This is a genomic window from Enterobacter sp. BNK-14, assembly GCF_047456095.1.
In the GTDB taxonomy this organism is placed as follows: domain Bacteria; phylum Pseudomonadota; class Gammaproteobacteria; order Enterobacterales; family Enterobacteriaceae; genus Enterobacter; species Enterobacter kobei.
In genome coordinates, this window is the sequence record NZ_CP179897.1 from 3,283,796 (window position 1) to 3,305,662 (window position 21,867).

The 21,867-nt window shown below is 57.2% G+C and carries 22 protein-coding genes; 16 read left to right on the forward strand and 6 right to left on the reverse strand.

The features are described 5' to 3' along the window. Nucleotides 1-8: 8 nt before the first annotated feature. The 3 genes from ytfT to ACMGGM_RS15650 all read left to right on the forward strand — a co-directional run bounded on the left by ytfT (nt 9) and on the right by ACMGGM_RS15650 (nt 3,687). Nucleotides 9-1,034 carry a galactofuranose ABC transporter, ATP-binding protein YtfT gene (ytfT, locus tag ACMGGM_RS15640; RefSeq protein ID WP_162269483.1) on the forward strand — a complete coding sequence of 342 codons (1,026 nt, stop codon included), beginning with the start codon at nt 9-11 and terminating at the stop codon, nt 1,032-1,034. Then, on the forward strand, nt 1,021-2,022 hold the full coding sequence (gene yjfF / locus ACMGGM_RS15645) for a galactofuranose ABC transporter, permease protein YjfF (RefSeq protein ID WP_023331880.1): 1,002 nt from the start codon (nt 1,021-1,023) through the stop codon (nt 2,020-2,022). The genes ytfT and yjfF overlap by 14 nt, the downstream gene beginning before the upstream one ends. 93 nt (nt 2,023-2,115) lie before the next feature. Next, nucleotides 2,116-3,687 (forward strand): methyl-accepting chemotaxis protein, encoded by a 1,572-nt coding sequence (locus ACMGGM_RS15650; protein WP_014882275.1) that lies wholly within the window; start codon nt 2,116-2,118, stop codon nt 3,685-3,687. On the opposite strand, the gene ACMGGM_RS15655 is transcribed toward ACMGGM_RS15650, so the two are convergent. Continuing rightward, a complete protein-coding gene (locus ACMGGM_RS15655; RefSeq protein ID WP_063308446.1) occupies nt 3,659-4,015 on the reverse strand; it encodes a helix-turn-helix domain-containing protein in 357 nt (118 codons plus the stop codon). The genes ACMGGM_RS15650 and ACMGGM_RS15655 overlap by 29 nt on opposite strands. 150 nt (nt 4,016-4,165) lie before the next feature. Further along, nucleotides 4,166-5,164, reverse strand: coding sequence for a class 1 fructose-bisphosphatase (fbp, locus tag ACMGGM_RS15660; RefSeq protein WP_014882277.1), 999 nt, complete (start codon nt 5,162-5,164; stop codon nt 4,166-4,168). Between the two features lie 197 nt (nt 5,165-5,361). On the opposite strand from fbp, the gene mpl reads away from it, so the two are divergent. After that, entirely contained in the window at nt 5,362-6,735 is a 1,374-nt protein-coding gene (gene mpl / locus ACMGGM_RS15665; RefSeq protein WP_014882278.1) for a UDP-N-acetylmuramate:L-alanyl-gamma-D-glutamyl-meso-diaminopimelate ligase, read from the forward strand. 102 nt (nt 6,736-6,837) lie between these two features. Here the strand turns inward: mpl and yjgA are convergent, their stop codons facing one another. After that, nucleotides 6,838-7,389: a ribosome biogenesis factor YjgA gene (gene yjgA / locus ACMGGM_RS15670; RefSeq protein ID WP_014882279.1), complete on the reverse strand. Its 552-nt coding sequence runs from the start codon at nt 7,387-7,389 to the stop codon at nt 6,838-6,840. 95 nt (nt 7,390-7,484) lie between these two features. Here yjgA and pmbA point away from each other — a divergent pair, with 95 nt between their 5' ends. The 12 genes from pmbA (at nt 7,485) to ACMGGM_RS15730 (ending at nt 18,148) form a co-directional block, all read left to right on the forward strand. Beyond that, nucleotides 7,485-8,837, forward strand: a complete 1,353-nt coding sequence (gene pmbA / locus ACMGGM_RS15675) for a metalloprotease PmbA (protein WP_047343866.1) — start codon at nt 7,485-7,487, stop codon at nt 8,835-8,837. A gap of 38 nt (nt 8,838-8,875) precedes the next feature. Then, a complete protein-coding gene (cybC, locus tag ACMGGM_RS15680) occupies nt 8,876-9,262 on the forward strand; it encodes a cytochrome b562 (protein WP_032637638.1) in 387 nt (128 codons plus the stop codon). A gap of 316 nt (nt 9,263-9,578) precedes the next feature. Beyond that, nucleotides 9,579-9,917, forward strand: coding sequence for a glycine dehydrogenase (locus tag ACMGGM_RS15685; protein ID WP_086527803.1), 339 nt, complete (start codon nt 9,579-9,581; stop codon nt 9,915-9,917). 10 nt (nt 9,918-9,927) lie between these two features. Continuing rightward, nucleotides 9,928-10,290: an SFCGS family glycine-rich protein gene (locus ACMGGM_RS15690; RefSeq protein WP_006179053.1), complete on the forward strand. Its 363-nt coding sequence runs from the start codon at nt 9,928-9,930 to the stop codon at nt 10,288-10,290. A gap of 2 nt (nt 10,291-10,292) precedes the next feature. Then, nucleotides 10,293-10,592: a DUF4312 family protein gene (locus tag ACMGGM_RS15695; protein WP_063308445.1), complete on the forward strand. Its 300-nt coding sequence runs from the start codon at nt 10,293-10,295 to the stop codon at nt 10,590-10,592. Nucleotides 10,593-10,614: 22 nt separating this feature from the next. Further along, entirely contained in the window at nt 10,615-11,391 is a 777-nt protein-coding gene (locus ACMGGM_RS15700) for a DUF4311 domain-containing protein (protein WP_008501408.1), read from the forward strand. 13 nt (nt 11,392-11,404) lie between these two features. Continuing rightward, the gene (locus ACMGGM_RS15705) at nt 11,405-12,046 is read left to right on the forward strand and encodes a DUF4310 family protein (protein WP_003856081.1); all 642 of its coding nucleotides are present in this window, start codon (nt 11,405-11,407) and stop codon (nt 12,044-12,046) included. Between the two features lie 42 nt (nt 12,047-12,088). Beyond that, entirely contained in the window at nt 12,089-13,222 is a 1,134-nt protein-coding gene (locus tag ACMGGM_RS15710) for an amidohydrolase/deacetylase family metallohydrolase (protein WP_023338951.1), read from the forward strand. Continuing rightward, nucleotides 13,206-14,324, forward strand: coding sequence for a DgaE family pyridoxal phosphate-dependent ammonia lyase (locus tag ACMGGM_RS15715; protein WP_063308444.1), 1,119 nt, complete (start codon nt 13,206-13,208; stop codon nt 14,322-14,324). The genes ACMGGM_RS15710 and ACMGGM_RS15715 overlap by 17 nt, the downstream gene beginning before the upstream one ends. Further along, nucleotides 14,321-15,064 carry a 2-dehydro-3-deoxy-phosphogluconate aldolase gene (gene dagF / locus ACMGGM_RS15720; protein ID WP_023338953.1) on the forward strand — a complete coding sequence of 248 codons (744 nt, stop codon included), beginning with the start codon at nt 14,321-14,323 and terminating at the stop codon, nt 15,062-15,064. The genes ACMGGM_RS15715 and dagF overlap by 4 nt, the downstream gene beginning before the upstream one ends. Before the next feature lie 17 nt (nt 15,065-15,081). After that, nucleotides 15,082-16,218 carry a lactonase family protein gene (locus ACMGGM_RS15725; protein ID WP_063308443.1) on the forward strand — a complete coding sequence of 379 codons (1,137 nt, stop codon included), beginning with the start codon at nt 15,082-15,084 and terminating at the stop codon, nt 16,216-16,218. Between the two features lie 19 nt (nt 16,219-16,237). Next, nucleotides 16,238-18,148 (forward strand): BglG family transcription antiterminator, encoded by a 1,911-nt coding sequence (locus ACMGGM_RS15730; RefSeq protein ID WP_023338955.1) that lies wholly within the window; start codon nt 16,238-16,240, stop codon nt 18,146-18,148. A 32-nt stretch (nt 18,149-18,180) separates the two neighbouring features. On the opposite strand, the gene nrdG is transcribed toward ACMGGM_RS15730, so the two are convergent. From nrdG to ACMGGM_RS15745, 3 genes are all read right to left on the reverse strand, one after another. After that, complete coding sequence (nrdG, locus tag ACMGGM_RS15735) at nt 18,181-18,645, reverse strand: anaerobic ribonucleoside-triphosphate reductase-activating protein (protein ID WP_023338956.1); 465 nt, start codon at nt 18,643-18,645, stop codon at nt 18,181-18,183. Nucleotides 18,646-18,786: 141 nt separating this feature from the next. Further along, nucleotides 18,787-20,925, reverse strand: a complete 2,139-nt coding sequence (gene nrdD, locus ACMGGM_RS15740) for an anaerobic ribonucleoside-triphosphate reductase (protein WP_014882293.1) — start codon at nt 20,923-20,925, stop codon at nt 18,787-18,789. 369 nt (nt 20,926-21,294) lie between these two features. Beyond that, entirely contained in the window at nt 21,295-21,867 is a 573-nt protein-coding gene (locus tag ACMGGM_RS15745) for a PTS sugar transporter subunit IIA (protein ID WP_014882294.1), read from the reverse strand.

Below are 21,867 nucleotides of genomic sequence, written 5' to 3' on the forward strand. Positions count from 1 at the left end.
AGTGAATTGTGATGTCCCGTTCGCTTTCGCAAACCGGTGAGTCAAAGCGCCGCTTTAACTGGCCAACCGGCACGCCGCAAATCGCAGCGCTGCTGCTGGTGTTACTGGTGGATAGCCTTGTCGCACCGCATTTCTTCCAGATTATTGTTCAGGATGGTCGCCTGTTTGGCAGCCCGATCGATATTTTAAACCGTGCCGCGCCCGTCGCGCTGCTGGCGATTGGTATGACGCTGGTGATAGCCACCGGCGGGATTGACCTCTCCGTCGGCGCAGTGATGGCTATTGCCGGGGCTACCGCAGCCTCCATGACCGTGGCGGGCCATAGCCTGCCGGTGGTACTGCTGGCGGCATTGGGAACCGGCGTGCTGGCCGGACTGTGGAACGGCATTCTGGTGGCGGTACTAAAAATTCAGCCTTTCGTCGCCACCCTTATTTTGATGGTGGCCGGGCGCGGGGTGGCGCAGCTGATCACCTCCGGACAGATAGTCACCTTTAACTCCCCGAGTCTGGCGTGGATCGGCAGCGGCAATTTCCTGTTCTTTCCAACACCGGTGATCGTGGCTCTGGTTACATTAGTGGTGTTCTGGCTTTTCACCCGCAAAACAGCGCTCGGCATGTTTATTGAAGCGGTGGGGATCAACATTCGTGCGGCACGAAATGCCGGGGTCAATACGCGGCTGATGGTGATGCTGACCTACGTGCTGAGCGGCGTTTGCGCCGCCATTGCCGGGGTGATTGTCGCGGCCGATATCCGCGGGGCCGATGCCAACAATGCTGGGCTCTGGCTGGAGCTGGATGCCATCCTCGCGGTGGTGATTGGCGGCGGATCGTTGATGGGCGGGCGCTTTAACCTGCTGCTCTCGGTCATTGGCGCGCTGATCATTCAGGGCATGAACACCGGGATCCTGCTCTCCGGTTTTCAGCCGGAACTCAACCAGGTGGTAAAAGCGGTGGTCGTACTCTGCGTGCTGATCGTCCAGTCACCGCGCTTTGTCAGCATCATTAAGGGGATCCGTGGCCATGATAAAACGTAATTTACCGTTAATGATCACGCTGGGCGTGTTTGTGCTGGGGTATCTCTACTGTCTGACCCAGTTCCCCGGTTTTGCCTCAACACGCGTGATTTGCAACATCCTGACCGATAACGCCTTTTTAGGCATCATCGCCGTCGGGATGACCTTTGTGATCCTCTCCGGTGGGATCGATCTCTCCGTTGGCTCGGTGATCGCGTTTACCGGCGTGTTCCTCGCCAAGGCGATCGGTTTCTGGGGGATCTCCCCTCTGGTAGCGTTTCCGCTGGTGCTGGCGATGGGCTGTGCGTTTGGCGCCTTTATGGGGCTACTGATCGACGCGCTAAAAATTCCCGCTTTTATTATTACCCTCGCCGGGATGTTCTTCCTGCGCGGCGTAAGTTACCTGGTATCGGAAGAGTCCATCCCGATTAACCACCCGGTGTACGACACGCTCTCCAGCCTGGCGTGGAAAATCCCCGGCGGTGGCCGTCTGAGCGCGATGGGGTTGTTGATGCTGGGCGTGGTGGTGGTGGGTATCTTCCTTGCCCACCGTACCCGGTTCGGTAATCAGGTTTACGCCATTGGCGGGAACGCCACGTCGGCAAACCTGATGGGGATCTCGACCCGCAGCACGACCATCCGCATCTATATGCTCTCAACCGGCCTGGCAACGCTGGCGGGTATTGTCTTCTCGGTGTATACCCAGGCGGGCTATGCCCTTGCAGGCGTAGGCGTGGAGCTGGACGCGATTGCCTCTGTGGTCATTGGCGGCACGCTGCTCAGCGGCGGAGTGGGGACGGTGCTGGGAACGCTGTTCGGCGTAGCGATCCAGGGGCTGATCCAGACCTATATCAACTTTGACGGCACGCTCAGTTCCTGGTGGACCAAGATCGCCATCGGCATTCTGCTGTTTATATTTATTGCCCTGCAGCGCGGTCTGACGGTGCTCTGGGAGAACCGTCAAAGCTCGCCTGTTACTCGCGTAAACACCTCGGTAACAGAGCGATAACACGCTGAATTTGCTTAAAGTCTAAACATTTTCCGGTAGCGGCCGATAACCTTTTTTTCTGTCCAGAAATATCTCGCTACCGGAAATAATATCATGCTTAAAACGCTATCGATTCGTACCGGCTTGCTCTCTTTACTGGCCGTTATGACCCTTCTGCTGCTGATTGTCAGCGGCATTGGCATTTATGCCCTCACACAGAGTTCTTCTTCACTGCAGCGCATTAATCACCTTCAGGGTGAGCAGATGGTGCAGCTAAATACCGGCTATACGCTGATTCTGCGCGCGCGCAATGAGGCGGGCCAGGCCGTCCGGATGATGGAAATCGGCATGCTCGATGATGCGGCCAAATCGGTTAAAAACATCAATCAGGAAATCGCCGTGGCTCAGAAAACGCTGAAAGGCGTGATCGACGGCGGCGTGGCTGACGAGCAGGGGCAAAAGTTGCTGGATAACGTGGCAACCAGTCTGGCGACGTATAACCAGCAGGGCATCAACCCGATGCTAAAAACCCTGAATGACCAGAGCGCGGACAGTTATTACGACCTGCTGGAGAATACGCTGATCCCCGTGGCGAAGCAGTTTGATAACGATATGCAGGCGTTTCAGACATGGAGCGAAGCGCGAGGGAAGGCGGAAGTCACTGCCGTACAGGCGAGCAAAACCCGCGTGCTGATCCTGATTATTGTCGCCGCGCTGCTGACGGCTGGCATCATCGTGCTTGCCTGGCTGGTGCTGCGCCATATGCTGCTTAAGCCGCTCTCTGCTTCCATTGCTCAGCTGGAGAATGTGGCGGCGGGCGATTTAACCCACACGCTGAATGCCCCGGCGAGCCAGGAATTTAACCGCCTTAACGCGGCGATAGAGGTGATGCGTCAGTCGCTGATGCACTCGGTGATGCGGGTACGCGATGCCAGCTCGCAAATCGACACCGGCAGCCGTGAGCTGACGGCGGGCAACCGGGATCTTGCCGAGCGTACAGAATCCACCGCCACCTCGCTGGAGCAGACAGCAGCCAGTATGGAACAGATTACCGCCACGGTGAAACTCAACGCCGATAATGCCGAGCAGGCGCACCAGCTGGCGAAATCGGTTTCTGATACCGCCGATCACGGCAGCGAAATGGTCTGCTACGTGATTGAAAAAATGCGTGATATCTCCGGCAGTTCAGCGCGTATTGCTGACATCCTGAGCGTGATCGATGGCATTGCCTTCCAGACCAATATTCTGGCCCTTAACGCCTCCGTGGAAGCGGCGCGCGCGGGCGAGCAGGGGCGCGGGTTCGCCGTCGTGGCGGGTGAAGTGCGTAACCTTGCCAGCCGCAGCGCCGACGCGGCGAAAGAGATCCGATCCCTTATCAGCGATTCGCAGACCCACGTTAACGAGGGCAGCGAGCTGGCCCAGCAGGCGGGTGAAACGATGGATGAGATTGCCACCGAAGTGCTGCGCATGACCAAACTGATGCGCGAGATTGCGACCGCGTCTCAGGAGCAGAGCCGCGGCATTGAGCAGGTGAATATTGCGGTGAATCAGATGGACGAAACGGCGCAGCAGAATGCGGCGCTGGTGCAGCAATCCTCCGCCGCGACCCGCTCTCTGGAAGAGCAGTCGCGTCAGCTGATGGAGGCCATGTCATCATTTAAATTAACGGCTCAGACTGCGGCATAATATTTCCCAACCCCGGTACGTTCTGTGCCGGGGGTTTATTTCGCCCTGAATTAATGGCCGCAATATTATCGTGAATATCGCCCATTAATATTTCCAGCGAGTGGGTTAACGCTAACGCTTTTTCAGTTGGCTCAAGGTATAAACCTTTGCGGAAAAATAATGGCTCATCAAACAGTTGATTAAAACGCTTCAGGGCCAGGCTCACCGCAGGACGTGACATCTCCAGGCGCACAGAGGCCTTTGCCATGCTGCCGCAGCGGACCACTTCAATAAATACAGGAATAAGGTTTAAATCAATGCCGGTATTCGCCCGGGAATAATTTTTCATTGCGATGCTGCTCCACGAAATATCTGTCAAACTGTTATGGAAATAATGCAGGAGCAATGGCGAATATTAAAGCGTGTTTTTTATAAACACTTATACGGTAAAAGATATAAATGTGTTGGGGAGCCAGACGGGCTCCCCGGGGGTGAGAGATTACGCGTCCGGATACTCGCGGATAAAGCGCTCAACGTCTTCAACCATGTGGTTGTTGCCGACGAAGAAGGAACGACGCTGGTGGAGGCTTTCCGGCACGATGTCCAGAATACGCTCTTTACCGTCGCTCGCCTTGCCGCCCGCCTGTTCGGCCAGGAACGCCATTGGGTTGCACTCGTACAGCAGGCGCAGCTTTCCGTCAGGGTGGCTGGCGGTACTTGGATAGAGGTAGATACCGCCTTTCAGCAGGTTACGGTGGAAATCCGCGACCAGCGAGCCAATATAGCGGGAGGTGTACGGGCGCTGAGTCGCTTTATCTTCTTCCTGACAGAATTTGATGTACTTCTTCACGCCGTTCGGGAATCGGATGTAGTTGCCTTCGTTGATGGAGTAGGTGTTGCCCTTCTCCGGGAAGCGCATACGCTCCTGGCTCAGACAGAAGACGCCCAGCGATGGATCGTAGGTAAAGGCGTGAACACCACACCCGGTGGTGTACACCAGCATGGTGGAGGAGCCATAGACGACGTAACCGGCAGCCACCTGATTACTGCCCGGCTGCAGGAAATCTTCCTCGGTCACCGGCGTGCCAACAGGCGTGACGCGGCGGTAGATGGAGAAAATGGTACCGACAGAAACGTTAACGTCGATGTTGGAGGAACCGTCGAGCGGATCCATCAGTACAACGTATTTCGCGTGTTCACAGCCTTCGAAAACAACAATTTCATCTTCTTCTTCGGAGGCGATACCCGCAACGATGTCGCGCGCGCGCAGTGCAGCTTTCAGTTTTTCATTTGCGAACAGATCGAGTTTCTGTTGAACCTCGCCCTGAACGTTCTCGGCACCGCTGGCACCCAGGATATCGACCAGACCGGCCTTGTTGATATCACGATGGATGATCTTAGCGCCCAGCTTTATTGCCGACAGCAAAGCAGTGAGTTCACCCGTAGCATGAGAGAACTCGTGCTGCTTTTCGACAATAAATTCACCTAACGTTTTCATAACACTTTCCCTGCATCTTTGTGAGTAGAGCGATTGTATGTTCACTAAAACGACTAAAGCCCAACAATCTTAACAAATATTCAAATAGTAGCGCAGAGGTGAATCGCGCCAGCAACATACGGATTTACCTGAAATGCGTTTCACAGCCGCTAACATGTGAGTAAAATGTGCGCCACATTGAAGAAGGATAGTGACGTATGCGCATTCATATATTGGGGATTTGTGGCACTTTCATGGGCGGGCTGGCAATGCTGGCGCGCTCGCTGGGCCATGAAGTGACAGGTTCGGACGCCAATGTGTATCCGCCGATGAGCACGCTTCTGGAGAAGCAGGGTATCTCTCTGATTCAGGGCTACGATGCCAGCCAGCTGGATCCCGAGCCGGATCTGGTCATTATTGGCAACGCCATGACCCGCGGCAATCCGTGCGTTGAAGCGGTGCTGGAGCGCAATATTCCATTCATGTCCGGCCCGCAATGGCTGCATGATTTCGTCCTGCGTGACCGCTGGGTGGTTGCCGTTGCGGGTACCCACGGAAAAACCACCACCGCCGGCATGGCGACCTGGATCCTCGAAGCCTGTGGCTACAAGCCGGGCTTTGTGATCGGCGGCGTGCCGGGTAACTTCGACGTTTCTGCGCGTCTGGGCGATAGCCCATTCTTTGTCATTGAAGCGGATGAATACGACTGCGCGTTCTTCGACAAACGCTCCAAGTTTGTCCATTACTGCCCGCGCACGCTGATCCTCAACAACCTTGAGTTCGATCACGCGGATATTTTTGACGACCTGAAAGCGATTCAGAAGCAGTTCCACCACCTGGTGCGCATCGTGCCGGGGCAGGGCCGTATCATCCTGCCGGAGAATGACATTAACCTGAAGCAGACTCTGGCGATGGGCTGCTGGAGCGAGCAGGAGCTGGTGGGCGAGCAGGGTCACTGGCAGGCGAAGAAACTCAACGCGGATGCCTCCGAGTGGGAAGTGTTGCTCGACGGCGAAAAAGTGGGTGAGGTGAAGTGGGGCCTGGTGGGCGAACACAACATGCACAACGGCCTGATGGCGATTGCAGCTGCGCGTCATGTTGGCGTTCTGCCTGCGGATGCCGCCAATGCGCTGGGCACGTTTATCAATGCCCGCCGCCGTCTGGAACTGCGCGGTGAAGCGAATGGCGTGACGGTGTATGACGATTTCGCGCACCACCCAACGGCTATTCTGGCGACGCTTGCCGCGTTGCGTGGCAAGGTCGGCGGCACCGCGCGCATTCTTGCCGTGCTGGAACCGCGCTCGAACACCATGAAAATGGGCATCTGCAAAGACGATCTGGCCCCGTCGTTAGGCCGTGCCGATGAAGTCTTCCTGCTGCAGCCGCAGCATATTCCGTGGCAGGTGGCGGAAGTGGCCGATGCCTGCATTCAGCCTGCCCACTGGAGTGCGGATGTGGATGCGCTCGCGGATATGGTGGTCAAAGCCGCACAGCCTGGCGACCATATTCTGGTGATGAGCAACGGCGGGTTTGGTGGGATCCATCAGAAGCTGCTGGACGGTCTGGCGAAAAAGGCCGAGGCCGCAGAGTAAAAAAAAGCCCGGTGGCGCTAGCGCTTACCGGGCCTGGATTTTGCACGACCTTGTAGGCCGGATAAGGCGTTTACGCCGCCATCCGGCGCAAAACCGCACCGATTACCCTTCGTTCTCAGACAGCTCGCGCAGATACTGGAAAATCAGACGCGCAGACTTCGGCGGTTTATTCCCTTCTTTCTCTTTCTTCGCGTTGCGGATCAAAGAGCGCAGCTGCTGACGGTCGGCATTCGGCCACAGGTTCAGCACTTCCGGTACCGCATCATCGCCCTGTTCAATTAGACGATCGCGGATCTGCTCCAGCTTATGGAACAGCGCAACCTGCTGGTTGTGGCGGTTTTTCAGTTTATCCAGCGCCTGGCGGATCGGATCTACGTCGCGCTGACGCAGCATTTTCCCGATAAGCTGAAGCTGGCGACGACGGCCTTCTTTTTTGATTTTCTGTGCCAGTTCAATGGCATCACGCAGATCCTGGTCGAGCGGGATTTTGTCCAGCGCGTTTTTACCCAGTTCTACCATTTCTGCGCCAAGCTGTTTTAACTCTTCGGCGTCGCGTTTAATTTCACTTTTACTGACCCAGATGATCTCATCATCTTCGTCTTCGATGTCATCACCGGGAACGTCGTCGAGCCAGTCTTCGGGCTGCTTAGTCATGTCAGGCTCCTTAAAAAAAGAGGCTAATGTTACCAGTTAAGACGCGCACTGAAAAACGGTTCTCTGTTAGACTTCATTTAACTCTCTCTTACAGTATGGCATTTGCGATGAAAGTAACCTCACAAGTTGAAGCGCAGCGTAAGATTCTGGAAGAAGCCGTCTCCACCGCGCTGATGCTTGCTTCCGAAAAATCAGATGGCGCCGAAGTGGCGGTCAGCAAAACCACCGGTATCAGCGTGAGCACCCGCTATGGCGAAGTGGAGAACGTAGAATTCAATAGCGATGGCGCGCTTGGGATCACGGTGTATCACCAGAATCGCAAAGGCAGCGCGTCGTCTACCGATCTCAGCCCGGATGCCATTGCCCGCACGGTGCAGGCGGCGCTGGATATCGCCCGATACACCTCGCCGGATCCTTACGCCGGCGTGGCCGATAAAGAGCTGCTGGCCTTTGACGCGCCGGATCTTGATCTCTTCCACCCGGCAGACGTCACCCCGGATGAAGCCATCGAGCTGGCCGCGCGTGCCGAGCAGGCTTCCCTGCAGGCCGACAAGCGCATCACCAATACCGAAGGCGGCAGCTTCAACAGCCACTACGGCATCAAAGTTTTCGGCAACAGCCACGGCATGCTGCAGGGCTACTGCTCCACCCGTCACTCGCTCTCCAGCTGCGTCATCGCCGAAGAGAACGGTGACATGGAGCGTGACTACGCTTACACCATTGGCCGCGCGCTGGGGGATTTGCAATCGCCGGAGTGGGTGGGCAAAGAGTGTGCCGAACGCACGCTGTCTCGCCTGTCGCCGCGTAAACTCTCTACCATGAAAGCCCCGGTGATTTTTGCCAATGAAGTGGCAACCGGTCTGTTTGGTCATCTGGTGGGCGCTATCGCCGGTGGCTCCGTTTACCGTAAATCCACCTTCCTGCTCGACTCGCTGGGCAAGCAGATCCTGCCGGAATGGCTGACCATTGAAGAACACCCGCATCTGCTGAAAGGGCTGGCCTCTACGCCGTTCGACAGCGAAGGGGTGCGCACGGAACGCCGCGATATCGTTAAGGACGGCATTCTGACCCAGTGGCTGCTGACCAACTACTCCGCTCGCAAGCTGGGGCTGAAAAGTACTGGCCACGCGGGCGGTATCCATAACTGGCGTATTGCCGGGCAGGGCCTGAACTTTGAGCAGATGCTGAAAGAGATGGGCACCGGTCTGGTGGTAACCGAACTGATGGGCCAGGGCGTCAGCGGCATCACCGGAGACTATTCTCGCGGGGCGGCGGGCTTCTGGGTCGAAAACGGTGAAATTCAGTATCCGGTGAGCGAAATCACCATCGCCGGCAACCTGAAGGACATGTGGCGCAACATCGTTACGGTCGGTAACGATATTGAAACACGTAGCAATATACAGTGTGGTTCTGTACTGCTGCCCGAGATGAAAATTGCGGGTCAATAAAGATAGCGTTTTGTTAATAATAAAAAAGGAAGTGAGCAATGCGTAAACATCTGTTAGCGATCGTCGCGGCTTCAACGCTGGTTCTTGGCTCTTCTGCGTTTGCTGCCGATCTTGAAGAAGACATGGGCATCCTCGGGCAAAACCTGAAGGTGGTGCAAAAGACGGACAATGCGGCGGAAATGAAAGACGCCCTGACCAAAATGCGTGAAGCGGCGCTGGACGCCCAAAAAGCGACACCGCCGAAGCTGGAAAGCAAAGCGGCTGACAGCGCAGAGATGAAAGACTATCGCCACGGCTTTGACGTGCTGGTCGGCCAGATCGACGGCGCGCTGAAGCTGGCCAACGAAGGCAAAGTTAAAGAAGCCCAGGCGGCAGCCGATCAGTTCGTGACGACCCGCAACACGTATCACAAGAAATACCGTTAACCGATCGCGCATCGGACCAACACCCAACGGGAGCCAGTGGCTCCCGTTTTTTTTGCGTGGTGATAAGTAAACCCTATCGCCATCACATTTTTGCATTACCACGCCTGAACGTTTTCGTTGCCTCTGCCCGCCTTTGACCGCTGGAATCAGTGATATTCATCACGTAAATGCATTGATTTGACCGCATTCACCGTATTTATGTGGCACAGATCACTGCCGCGGCTTGCCTTTCCACTTCGAAGTGGAAAACAACTCGCTACAAACCCTTCCTCCCCACCGTTAGTTTTATTCCAGAGCCATTAACGGGGTAAGACGAGTGATTAACGGAGCGGTAATGAACGACGTTGGGGAACAGGCGGTGCAAACAGAACAGCTCGCGAACACCATGCTACAGCAGGTCTATGCCCTGCTGGCCCGGCACAACATCATCCCCAACGCAGTACAGGAGCAGATGCTCACCTCCCACGTTCGCGCCATGGCGCACCGGTCCGTGACCGGCGAGCCGCTGCCGGAGGTTGAAGCAGAGCTGTTTGACGAAATTTCACCGGATTCAATGCGGCTTGCCCGTGAAGTGGTGGCGCAGTTTGGCAACCTTCCTGATGAAGAGGCCTGGCTGCTCTCCGTTCACTTTGAAGTCGCGAAAGACAACCTTTAAGGAGCAACACATGGAACAGATTACAGTCGTGATTGGCGATCGCCTGGGTAAAGGTCAGAAAGTGGCGGCCGGGGTGGAAAAAGCAGGTGGACGCGCGGTGGTCGTGCCGGGCATGGCAGCGGATATGAAGCTCGGCGACGTAATGAAAGCGGAAAACGCCACCTTCGGCATCTCCTTCTGCGGCAGCGGCGGCGCGGGCGCGATTACCGCGCAAACCAAGTATGGCTACAAAGCCAAATACGGCATGCGTTCGGTGGATGAAGGCGTCACCGCCATCAACGAAGGCTGCAACGTGCTGGGCTTTGGCTTTATGGACAAAGAAGAGCTGGGCGAGCGTCTGGTGCAGGCGTGGCAGAAGAAACACGGCGCATAAGCATGAAAGAACAGTTCACAACCACGGTGAGAGTGAAGGGGAAGGGCGACGCCAAAGCGCGCGCCTTTGCCGACGCGCTCAACCACGTTCAGGCCGCGGTGATGAAAGCCTCACCGCATATCTTACTGCGTATTGAGCCACAGGATGTGCAGGTCGTTCAGGCGCAAGAAGCGGTGCGTAAAGAAGCGTTTCTGTTCTTCTTTTTGCGCCGGGAAAGACGCACCTACAGCGTGGAGCTGGATGTGACCGTCAACGTGACCGCCATCAATCTCGATCTGGTGGACTTCGTCACGCAACGCTGATTATTCATAAAAGGGCAGACTGATGTTCTTAATTATATTAATAAAATCGCTCATCATCGGCGGCCTGGTAGGCGTCGGTGTTGGGGCCGGGGCTGCACGCATGTTTCATGCGCCTACCACTCAGGGTATGGGCGCGTTTCGTACGTTGGGGGAACTGAACTCCTGCGAAGGGGATCCCGCTTCTCACTTCTCCTTTGGGTTAGGTTTCTTCTTTAACGCCTGGGCCTCTTCCGTGGCCGCGGGTGCTTTCACACAGGACGTTGACCACCGCATCATCCCAAACTGGGGCGCGGCGGCACTGATGATCAAAAACCGTAACGTCGGCGAAACGCTGCACGATCCGCGCAAAATGGCGATTGCCTGTGGCGTGATCGGCATGATCGTCGTGACTTTCCTTAACCTGACGGCCTCCTCCGTACCGGCTGCGCTTCAGGTCACCGCCGTGAAGGTGCTGGTGCCCGCTGCGAACCTGCTGGTCAACACCGTGATGCCGGTGATCTTCTGGCTGGCGGCCATCGACGCCGGTAAAAAATCGGGCTTCTGGGCCACCATCTTTGGCGGCGCGGCACAGCTGATCATGGGTAACGCCGTACCGGGCCTGGTGCTGGGGATCCTGATCGGTAAAGGCGTTGAAGAGAGCGGCTGGAACCACGTCACCAAAGTGATGATGGCGGCGATCGTTCTGCTCTTCGTGCTGAGCGGCTTCTTCCGCGGCTTCGACATGAAGATGATCGAATCCTTCCATCTGACCGTGCCGAACTGGCTCGACATGATCCACAACTCGCTCAGCGGTAAATAACAGGAGCCTCGACATGGAACAGAATAAAGGTTTTTGGTATGCCGACTGGTCGTTCCCGATCTTCGTTGGCCTGCTCTCCTCCGGCGTGTTCGCCGGGACGCACATGTACTACCTCTACGGCATCGGCGCGTTTAACGAAGTGGCCTTCGTGGCGATGCTGAAAGCGGGGATTGATACCGGGGTCTACGGTGCGGTGGCGGCATTCGGCGCAAGCTTCCTGTTCGCCCGCATCATTGAAGGCTCACTGGTGGGTATTCTCGACATCGGCGGTGCGATTCAGACCGGCGTCGGGCTCGGCGTGCCGGCGCTGCTGTTGGGGGCGGGGATCATGTTCCCGGTGACCAACTTTATTGCCTCGCTGATTACCGGCCTGGTGATTGGCCTGGCGATTGGCTACGTCATCATCCTGGCGCGTAAGTTCACCATCAACCAGAGCAACTCCACCTACGGGGCTGACGTGATGATGGGCGCGGGTAACGCCTCAGGCCGCTTCCTCGGGCCGTTGATTATCCTCAGCGCCATGACCGCCTCTATTCCTATCGGCGTCGGTTCGCTGGTGGGCGCGCTGCTGTTCTACATCTGGCAGAAGCCGATCACCGGTGGCGCCATCCTCGGTGCAATGATTTTGGGCTGGCTGTTCCCGGTCGCCCTTTAATACCCGCGGGCGCTCAGGCGCCCGCCTTATCAGGAGAACCCCATGTTTGATTTACTCCTGCGCCGCGCGCGCCTCGCCGACGATACCCTGACCGATATCGCCATTCAGGATGGGAAAATCGCCGCGCTGGGCGACATTGACGCTCCTGCCCGTAAAACGGTTGAGCTGAACGGTAATGTGTTCGTCAGCGCAGGCTGGATTGACTCTCACGTCCACTGCTACCCGAACTCGCCGATTTACCACGACGAGCCGGACAGCGTAGGCATTGCCACGGGCGTCACCACCGTGGTGGATGCCGGCAGTACCGGGGCAGATGACGTGGATGATTTCTATGAAATTACCCGCAAAGCCGCCACCGAGGTGTTTGCCCTGCTGAACATCTCCCGCGTCGGGCTGATTGCCCAGAACGAACTGGCCAATATGGCGAATATTGATGCCGATGCCGTGAAGCAGGCAGTAAAACGCCACCCTGATTTTATCGTCGGCCTGAAAGCGCGCATGAGCAGCAGCGTGGTCGGTGAAAACGGCATTACGCCGCTGGAGCGCGCGAAAGCCATCCAGAGCGAGAACGGCGATCTGCCGCTGATGGTGCACATCGGCAACAACCCGCCGAACCTCGACGAAATCGCCGAACTGCTCAGTTCCGGCGACATCATCACCCACTGCTACAACGGCAAACCCAACCGTATTTTGACGCCCTCCGGCGAGCTGCGCGCCTCCATCACCTCCGCCCTGAAGCGCGGCGTGCGTCTGGACGTGGGGCACGGTACGGCGAGCTTCAGCTTTGAGGTGGCGAAACGCGCCATCGCGATGGGCATTCTGCCGCACACCATCAGCTCGGATATCTACTGCCGTAACCGGATTAACGGACCGGTCGGGTCGCTTGCAAGCGTGATGTCGAAGTTTCTCGCCATCGGCATGTCTTTGCCGCAGGTCATTGACTGCGTCACCGCCAACGCCGCGGATGGCCTGCGCCTGACGCGTAAAGGCCGCATCCAGCCCGGCCTTGACGCCGACCTGACGCTGTTCACGATTAAACGCCAGCCAACGGTGCTGACGGATGCCGAAAACGACAGCCTGCAGGCTGAACATATTCTGGTGCCGCTTGCCGCGATCCGCGCGGGCAAGGGCTACATGACCGAACAAGGGAGCACGGAACATGCCTTCGATTTATGAGAAGTACCACTTAAAGCAAGTTATCAACACCTCGGGCCGCATGACGGCGCTGGGCGTTTCCACGCCGCGCCCGGAAGTGGTGCAGGCCGCAATGGACGGCATGAATCACTATTTTGAGATGAAGGATCTGGTCAACAAAACCGGGGAATACATCGCGAAGCTTCTTGATGTGGAAGGCGCGACGGTGGTCTCCTGCGCGTCGGCGGGCATTACCCAGTCCGTAGCGGCAGTGCTGGTCAAAGACAGCGACTGGCTGCTGGAAAACCTGCACGTGACCCCGATTGCGAACAACGAGATTGTCCTGCCGAAAGGCCACAACGTTAACTTTGGCGCGCCGGTGGGCACCATGGTCGCGCTGGGCGGCGGAAAACTGGTCGAAGCGGGCTATGCCAACGAATGTTCCGCCGATCAGCTGGCGGCGGCGATCACCCCGCGCACGGCGGCGATCCTCTATATCAAATCTCACCACTGCGTGCAGAAAAGCATGCTCAGCGTCGAGCAGGCGGCAGTAGTCGCACGTAAACACGATCTGCCGCTGATCGTCGATGCCGCAGCGGAAGAAGATCTGCATATTTACTACCGTTCCGGCGCGGATCTGGTGATCTACAGCGGTGCGAAGGCGATCGAAGGGCCAACCAGCGGGCTGGTGATCGGCAAAACCCAGTACGTTGAGTGGGTGAAACGCCAGACGGCAGGTATTGGCCGCGCGATGAAGGTGGGTAAAGAGGGCATTCTCGGCCTGACCTGCGCCATCGAACACTACCTCACGGCGACCAAAGAGAGCGGTGCCGAGATGGTGGCGAAGATGACGCCGTTTATCGACGCGCTTAACACCCTGAACGGCGTCACCGCGCGCGTAGTCTGGGACAGCGCCGGGCGCGATATTGCCCGCACCGAGATTAAATTTGACGAAGCGACCACCGGCGTGGGCACCGGTGACCTGGTGAATAAGCTCAAGCAGGGTGAATACGCCATCTATTTCCGTGGCTACAAGGCCAACGAAGGGATTATCGAAGCGGACGTGCGCAGCGTAAATGCTGACCAGCTGAACATCGTGTACCGCCGCATTAGCGAAGTGTTAGGACAGGAGAAAAACGCATGAAACTGACCCCCAATTTTTACCGTGACCGCGTCTGCCTGAACGTGCTGGCAGGTTCGAAGGCCAATGCCAGCGCCATTTACGAGGCGGCGGAAGGCCATGTGCTGGTGGGCGTGCTCTCCAAAAATTACCCGGACGTGGCAAGCGCAGTGGCGGATATGCGCGAGTACGCGGCGCTGATTGATAACGCGCTTTCCGTGGGACTGGGCGCGGGCGACCCGAACCAGTCGGCGATGGTCAGTGAAATCTCCCGTCAGGTACAGCCGCAGCACGTCAACCAGGTCTTTACCGGCGTGGCGACCAGCCGCGCGCTGCTGGGGCAGAACGACTCTGTGGTGAACGGTCTGGTCTCACCGACCGGCACCGTCGGTATGGTGAAAATTTCCACCGGTCCGCTGAGCAGCACGGCACCGGACGGTATCGTCCCGGTGGAAACCGCGATTGCCCTGCTGAAAGATTTTGGCGGCAGCTCGATCAAATACTTCCCGATGGGTGGCCTTAAGTGCCGTGACGAATACCAGGCGGTAGCGGAAGCCTGCGCCCGTTACGACTTCTGGCTGGAACCGACCGGTGGGATCGATCTGGAAAACTTTGAGGCGATCCTGCAGATCGCCCTCGACGCGGGCGTGAGCAAGATCATCCCGCATATCTATAGCTCGATTATCGACAAGGCCAGCGGTGATACGCGTCCGGAAGATGTGCGTACGCTGCTTGAGATGACGAAGAAACTGGTTAAGTCATAACACCCAAAGGAGCCACCATGCACACCCGTAACCTGCTTGTTGCTTCACTCTCTTTGCTTGCTACCGCCGCCGTCGCGCAAACCCAGTATGCCTGGGTCGGCACCTACAACCCCAACGGCGAAGGGCTGTACCGTTTTACCGTTGACGCGCAAACCGGCGCGCTCGGCAACAAAACGCTGGTGAGCAAACTGCCGAACGCCGCTCAGTTGGCCGTCTCACACGACGGCAAAACGCTCTATCTGGCAAGCGAAGTGGAGCAGGGCGTGGTGCAGGCGCTGCGGGTGGAAGATAACGGCGAGCTGAGCGAGTTGAATCAGGTGGCCTCCGGCGGCGCGGGGCCGGTTTATCTTTCGCTGACGCCGAATGGCCAGCACCTGCTGGTGGCCAACTACGTCAGCGGATCGATTGCCGTTTTGCCGGTCAAAGCAGACGGCAGCCTGGGAGATGCCACGGATAAACATCAGGATCAGGGCGAACCGGGTGCAGCAAAACCAGAAGCCGCTGTAGAGGGCAGTTTTGCTATCAGCGATCACAACGGTCCTCATGCGCACATGATCGCCGCCGATCCGAGCGGGAAGTACGTGTTTTCGACCGATCTGGGGTTAGATCGCATCTATCAGTACCGTTTTGACGATCGAAGCGGAAAGCTGACCCCCAACGATCCGCCGTTTATCAGCGCCTCCTCGAAAGGGGCCGGACCTCGCCATTTCGTCTTTAGGCCGAAAGGGGATGCCCTGTGGCTGATTAACGAAGAGGCCTCAACGCTCACCCATTATGCCGTGAATGCCAACGGCACCTTGAAAGCGGGTAAAACACTCTCTGCCCTGCCAAAAGGGTACAAAGGCACCAGTTTTGCTGCCGGGCTGGCGTTAAGCGCCGACGGTAAACAGCTGTATGTGGCTAACCGTTTGCATAACAGCATCGGGCACTTTACCGTAACAGCAGAAGGCACGCTGAGGCATCAGGATGACGTGTGGACGCGTGGCGACTACCCGCGCACCCTGACGCTCGATAAACAAGGACGCTGGCTGTACGTTATGAACCAGCGCAGCGATAACATTACCCGTTTTCGCGTGGCGCAGGATGGGAAGTTGAGCTTCGAGCCAGACTATACGCCGGTTGGCAGCCCATCCCAGATGGTCATTTCACCCTAAGCCGTAAGAGGACAACGACGTGCGATTTCCGAACCAACGTTTAGCGCAACTTTTCGATCTGTTGCAAAACGAGACGCTGCCGCAGGACGAGCTGGCGCAGCGGCTGTCGGTCTCCACGCGAACCGTCCGTGCTGACATCACCGCCCTGAACGCGCTGCTGGCGAGCCACGGGGCGCAGTTTATTCTGAGCCGTGGAAATGGCTATCAGCTTAAAATTGACGACGCCGCGCGTTATCAGCAGCTCCAGGCCTCCCATCCGCGCGCACTGCGTATTCCCCGTACGGGCGCGGAGCGCGTGCATTATCTGGTGGTGCGTTTTCTGACGTCGGCGTTTTCGCTTAAGCTGGAGGACCTGGCGGACGAGTGGTTTGTCAGCCGCGCCACGCTACAAAGCGACATGGCGGAAGTGCGCGAGTGTTTTCATCGCTATAACCTGACGCTGGAAACCCGTCCACGCCATGGCATGAAGCTGTTTGGCAGCGAAATGTCGGTTCGCGCCTGCCTGACCGATCTGCTCTGGGAGCTGGCGCAGCAGGACAGCCTGAACCCGCTGGTGACGGATGTCGCGCTCAATGCGGGCGTGGCGGAAAAGATGGTGCCAGTGCTGCACGACGCGCTGACGCGTCACCACATTCGCCTGACGGACGAAGGGGAGTTGTTCCTGCGCCTGTACTGCGCGGTATCAGTGCGACGCATCAGCGAAGGCTATCCGCTACCGGAATTCCATGCGGAGGATGTGGAGGAGAACGTGCGGGAAGCGGCGAAAGATATTGCTGTGGCCATTCAGGAACTGGCGGGCAAAGCGCTTGCACCCTCGGAGGAGAACTGGCTCTGCGTGCACATCGCTGCGCGGCAGATCCAGGAGATCGCCCCAAGCGCCATTAACGCCGATGACGAAGAGGCGCTGGTGAACTACATCCTGCGCTACATCAACACCCACTACAACTACAACCTGCTCAGCGACGCGCAGCTGCACGCGGATCTGCTCACGCACATCAAGACGATGATCACCCGCGTGCGGTATCAAATCATGATCCCCAATCCGCTGCTGGATAACATCAAGCAGCACTACCCGATGGCCTGGGACATGACCCTGGCGGCGGTATCGAACTGGGGCAAATACACGCCGTATGCGATCAGCGAAAACGAAATTGGTTTCCTGGTGCTGCACATTGGCGTCGGGCTGGAGCGTCACTACAACATTGGCTACCAGCGCCAGCCGCGCGTGCTGCTGGTCTGTGACGCCGGTAATGCGATGGTGCGTATGATTGAGGCGGTACTCCAGCGTAAATACCCGCAGATTGAGGTCACGCGCACGCTCACGCTGCGCGAGTACGAGCAGGTGGAATCGCTTAGCGAGGACTTTGTTATCGCTACCGCGCGCGTCAGTGAAAAAGCAAAACCGGTAGTGATGATCGCACCGTTTCCGACTGATTATCAGCTGGAGCAGATTGGCAAGCTGGTGCTGGTAGACCGCACCCGCCCGTGGATGCTGGATAAATACTTCGACGCCGCCCATTTCCGCATCATCGACGCGCCGATTGACCAGCAAACGCTGTTCCGCGAGCTGTGCGAACAGCTTGAAGGGGAGGGGTTTGTGGGGACGGCGTTTCTGGAGTCGGTGGTTGAACGTGAAGCCATCGTCAGCACCATGCTCGGTGACGGCATTGCGCTTCCGCACTCCCTCGGTCTGCTTGCCCAGAAAACCGTGGTCTACACCGTACTCGCCCCGCAGGGGATTGCGTGGGGTGACGAAACCGCGCACGTGATTTTCCTGCTCGCCATCAGCAAAAGCGAGTATGAAGAGGCGATGGCGATCTACGATATCTTCGTCACCTTCCTGCGCGAGCGCGCCATGGCGCGGCTCTGTAGCTGCGGCGATTTTGCCGAGTTTAAAACGGTGGCGATGGAGAGTTTGAGTCGGTTTTGAGAAAAAGGCGGATAAATAATATCCGCTTTTAATTAACGCAAATGATGCACAACCTGGTTACTGCTGCCGCGCCAGATCAGCGCGGGATCTTTTAAATCCTGAACGAACTTGCCGTCGACCAGCACGTTAATCAACTCCACCACTTCCATCTGAGCCGCATTCAGTTCATCCAGCCTGTAACCCGTCCAGACCCAGATATCCTTTCCTGCGCACTCGCGGCGAATGCGTTTTACCAGATTCAGGATCTCCGGCACGTTTTGCGGGTGAAGAGGATCGCCGCCGGAGAGCGAAATTCCCTGTCGTTTGATGCGCGTATCGTTGAGATCGTTAATGATCCGGTCTGCCATTTCCGCGGTAAACGGCATACCGGAATTTAAGCGCCAGGTGCTTTTGTTATAGCAACCCGGGCACTCGTGGACGCAGCCTGACACGAACAGGGTGCAGCGGGTGCCGGGTCCGTTGACGATATCAACGGGGTAGTATTGATGGTAATTCATAGCGTTAACCTGATGCCCTCACCCCGGCCCTCTCCCACAGGGAGAGGGAGAAAACCGGAGCCGGGCTCAACAATATGCTCGATCGGTTCCCTCTCCCTTGAGGGAGAGGGGTAGGGTGAGGGGGAGAACCCAGCGCAGAACTTACCCGATCTGCCCATTCCCCAGATGCTTCACGCGGCGTTTTACCTCTTCCTGCTTACCGGCGTTAAACGGACGCGCATCCGGGCTACCGAGATAGCCGCACACGCGGCGGGTTACCGACACGCGTGCCGCGTCGTGGTTACCGCATTTCGGGCAGGTAAAGCCTTTGCTGGTACACTCGAACTCGCCGGTAAAGCCGCACTCGTAGCATTCGTCGATGGGCGTGTTGGTGCCGTAATACGGCACATGCTGATAGCTGTAATCCCACACGTCTTCCAGCGCCTTCAGGTTGTGCTGAATGTTCGGGTACTCGCCGTAGCAGATGAAGCCGCCGTTGGCGATCGGCGGATACGCCGCTTCAAAGTCGATCTTGTCGTACGGGTTTACCTTCTTCTCCACGTCGAGGTGGAAGCTGTTGGTGTAGTAACCTTTATCGGTCACGCCTTCCACGATGCCGAACTCGGCGGTGTCCAGACGGCAGAAGCGGTCGCACAGGTTCTCGCTTGGGGTACTGTACAGGCTGAAACCGTAGCCGGTTTCCTCTTTCCACTGGTCCACGGCATCGCGCAGGCGCTGAACAATCGCCACGCCTTTTTCACGCAGCGCGTCGCTGTCATACATATGCGTGCCGCCAGACAGGGCATTGATGGTTTCATGGATGCCGATATAGCCCAGCGAAATCGACGCGCGGCCGTTTTTGAAGATCTCAGACACGTCATCGTCCGCTTTCAGGCGCACGCCGCAGGCCCCTTCCATATAGAGGATAGGTGCCACGCGGGCTTTGACCCCTTCAAGGCGGGCGATACGGGTCATCAGCGCCTTGCGCGCCAGCTGCAGACGTTCATCCAGCAGCGTCCAGAATTCCGCTTCATTGCCTTTCGCCTCCAGCGCGATGCGCGGCAGGTTCAGGCTGATGACGCCGAGGTTGTTACGCCCGTCGTGGATCTGCTCGCCGTTTTCATCTTCGTATACGCCGAGGAAGCTGCGGCAACCCATTGGCGTTTTAAATGAACCGGTTACTTTTACGACCTGATCGTAGTTCAGAATATCCGGGTACATGCGCTTGCTCGCGCACTCCAGCGCCAGCTGTTTGATGTCGTAATTCGGATCGCCAACTTTGTGGTTCAGCCCGTCGCGGATGGCGAATACCAGTTTCGGGAACACCGCCGTTTTGCGGTTCTTACCGAGGCCGGAGATACGGTTGCGCAGGATGGACTGCTGGATCAAACGCGATTCCCAGCTGGTGCCCAGGCCAAAACCGAAGGTCACAAACGGCGTCTGGCCGTTGGCGGTATGCAGGGTATTCACCTCATACTCCAGCGACTGGAACGCGTCATAGCACTCTTTCTCGGTGCGCGAGTGTGCATAACCGTCGGCGTCCGGGATCTGCCACTCTTCGGCCGTTTTGCGGTGCTTGTTGAAGCTTGCGGTCACAAACGGGGCCAGCACTTCGTCAATGCGGTTAATGGTGGTGCCGCCGTAAATGTGGCTGGCGACCTGGGCGATAATCTGTGCCGTGACCGCAGTGGCGGTGGAGATGGATTTTGGCGGTTCAATCTCGGCGTTACCCATTTTAAACCCGTGGGTCAGCATGCCTTTCAGGTCGATCAGCATACAGTTGAACATCGGGAAGAACGGTGAATAGTCGAGATCGTGATAGTGGATCTCACCGCGCTCGTGCGCTGAGACCACATCGCGCGGCAGCAGGTGCTGACGGGCATAGTGTTTGGCGACGATACCGGCCAGCAGATCGCGCTGGGTGGGGATCACTTTACTGTCTTTGTTGGCGTTTTCATTGAGCAGGGCAGAGTTGGTCTGCTCTACCAGACCACGGATCTCCTGGTTCAGGCGACCGCGCTTTTCACGCTGCACGTCACGATCGTGGCGGTACTCAATGTAGGCGCGGGCCAGCTGCTTGTAGGGGCCCGCCATCAGCTGATTTTCAACCGCGGTCTGGATCTCGTTGATATCAACCTGGCTGCGTTCATTCATCTGGCTGCTAACGACTTCTGCGACGGTGGCGCAGTAATCTGCGTCATCGACTCCCGCTGCTTTAGCTGCACGCAGAATGGCTTCCTGGATGCGCTCTGATTTAAACGGCACTTTACAGCCATCACGTTTCATCACATGCGGTGTCATGATCACTCCATTTTTAAAAACAGTTTATCCACAGAGGTGGAGAAGTATTCACCGGGCGCATTCCCCGCCAGGCCAAAGACTTCCCGCGTTCCCGGCTCGTGTTATCCACAATTCCGGCCAGCGTAAGCGCCGTCTTGTTGTTGGAATAGTAGACGATTAATACAACATGTTGGGTTGGCGTGCATTTTAAGTGCTACATATAGTGATTTGCATCAAACTTGTTTGCGATTTATTTGATGCAGAACAAAGTAAAAAGACGAGAGTACAAACGGCGGGCGCTTCAGCGATTGTAAAGACCAGAAGGAAAAATCTGATTAATTATTCAACAAAAACAAGCGCTCAGCACGGTCTGTACTGAGCGCTACGTGATTAATGGATGCCGCGCACCCAGCTTAAACCTGCCTGTAAAAAGGCGGCGATAGCGACAGTGCCCAGCACCAGTGGGATGAGAAGGGAACGCGCGGGCACCGCATCCTCAATGTGCGGTTCTTCCGTACTCAGGGCAGACAGCGCCTCTTCCCGGGTGCGTGCCGCCAGAAGCTGCTCACGCACACGGTCTTCCGTCAACAGGCTGGTTAGCGTCGTCAGCAGCTGCATATGCGTGCTGCCTGCTTCAGCAGGGGGAATGGCGAGCAGGAAGACCATTCTGACCTCTTCATCCCCCTCCAGCCCCGGCCAGCGTATTGGGTCGTCAAAAAGCGCCAGACAAAACGCCGCCTGATGCACCGTCTCGGTTTTACCGTGTGGAACGGCAAGTGCTTCGCCCAGAGCCGTGGGACCTTCACTTTCACGCTGTAAAACGCTCTGGATAAATGTCTCTTGATCGCCGATGACGTTTCGCCTGACGAGCGGTTCGGCGAGCCAGCGGATCAGCGCTTCAGGGGTACGGTGCGGCGGGTTGATAAAAACCAAATCGGGGTGCGTCAATGCAAGCAAGTTCAT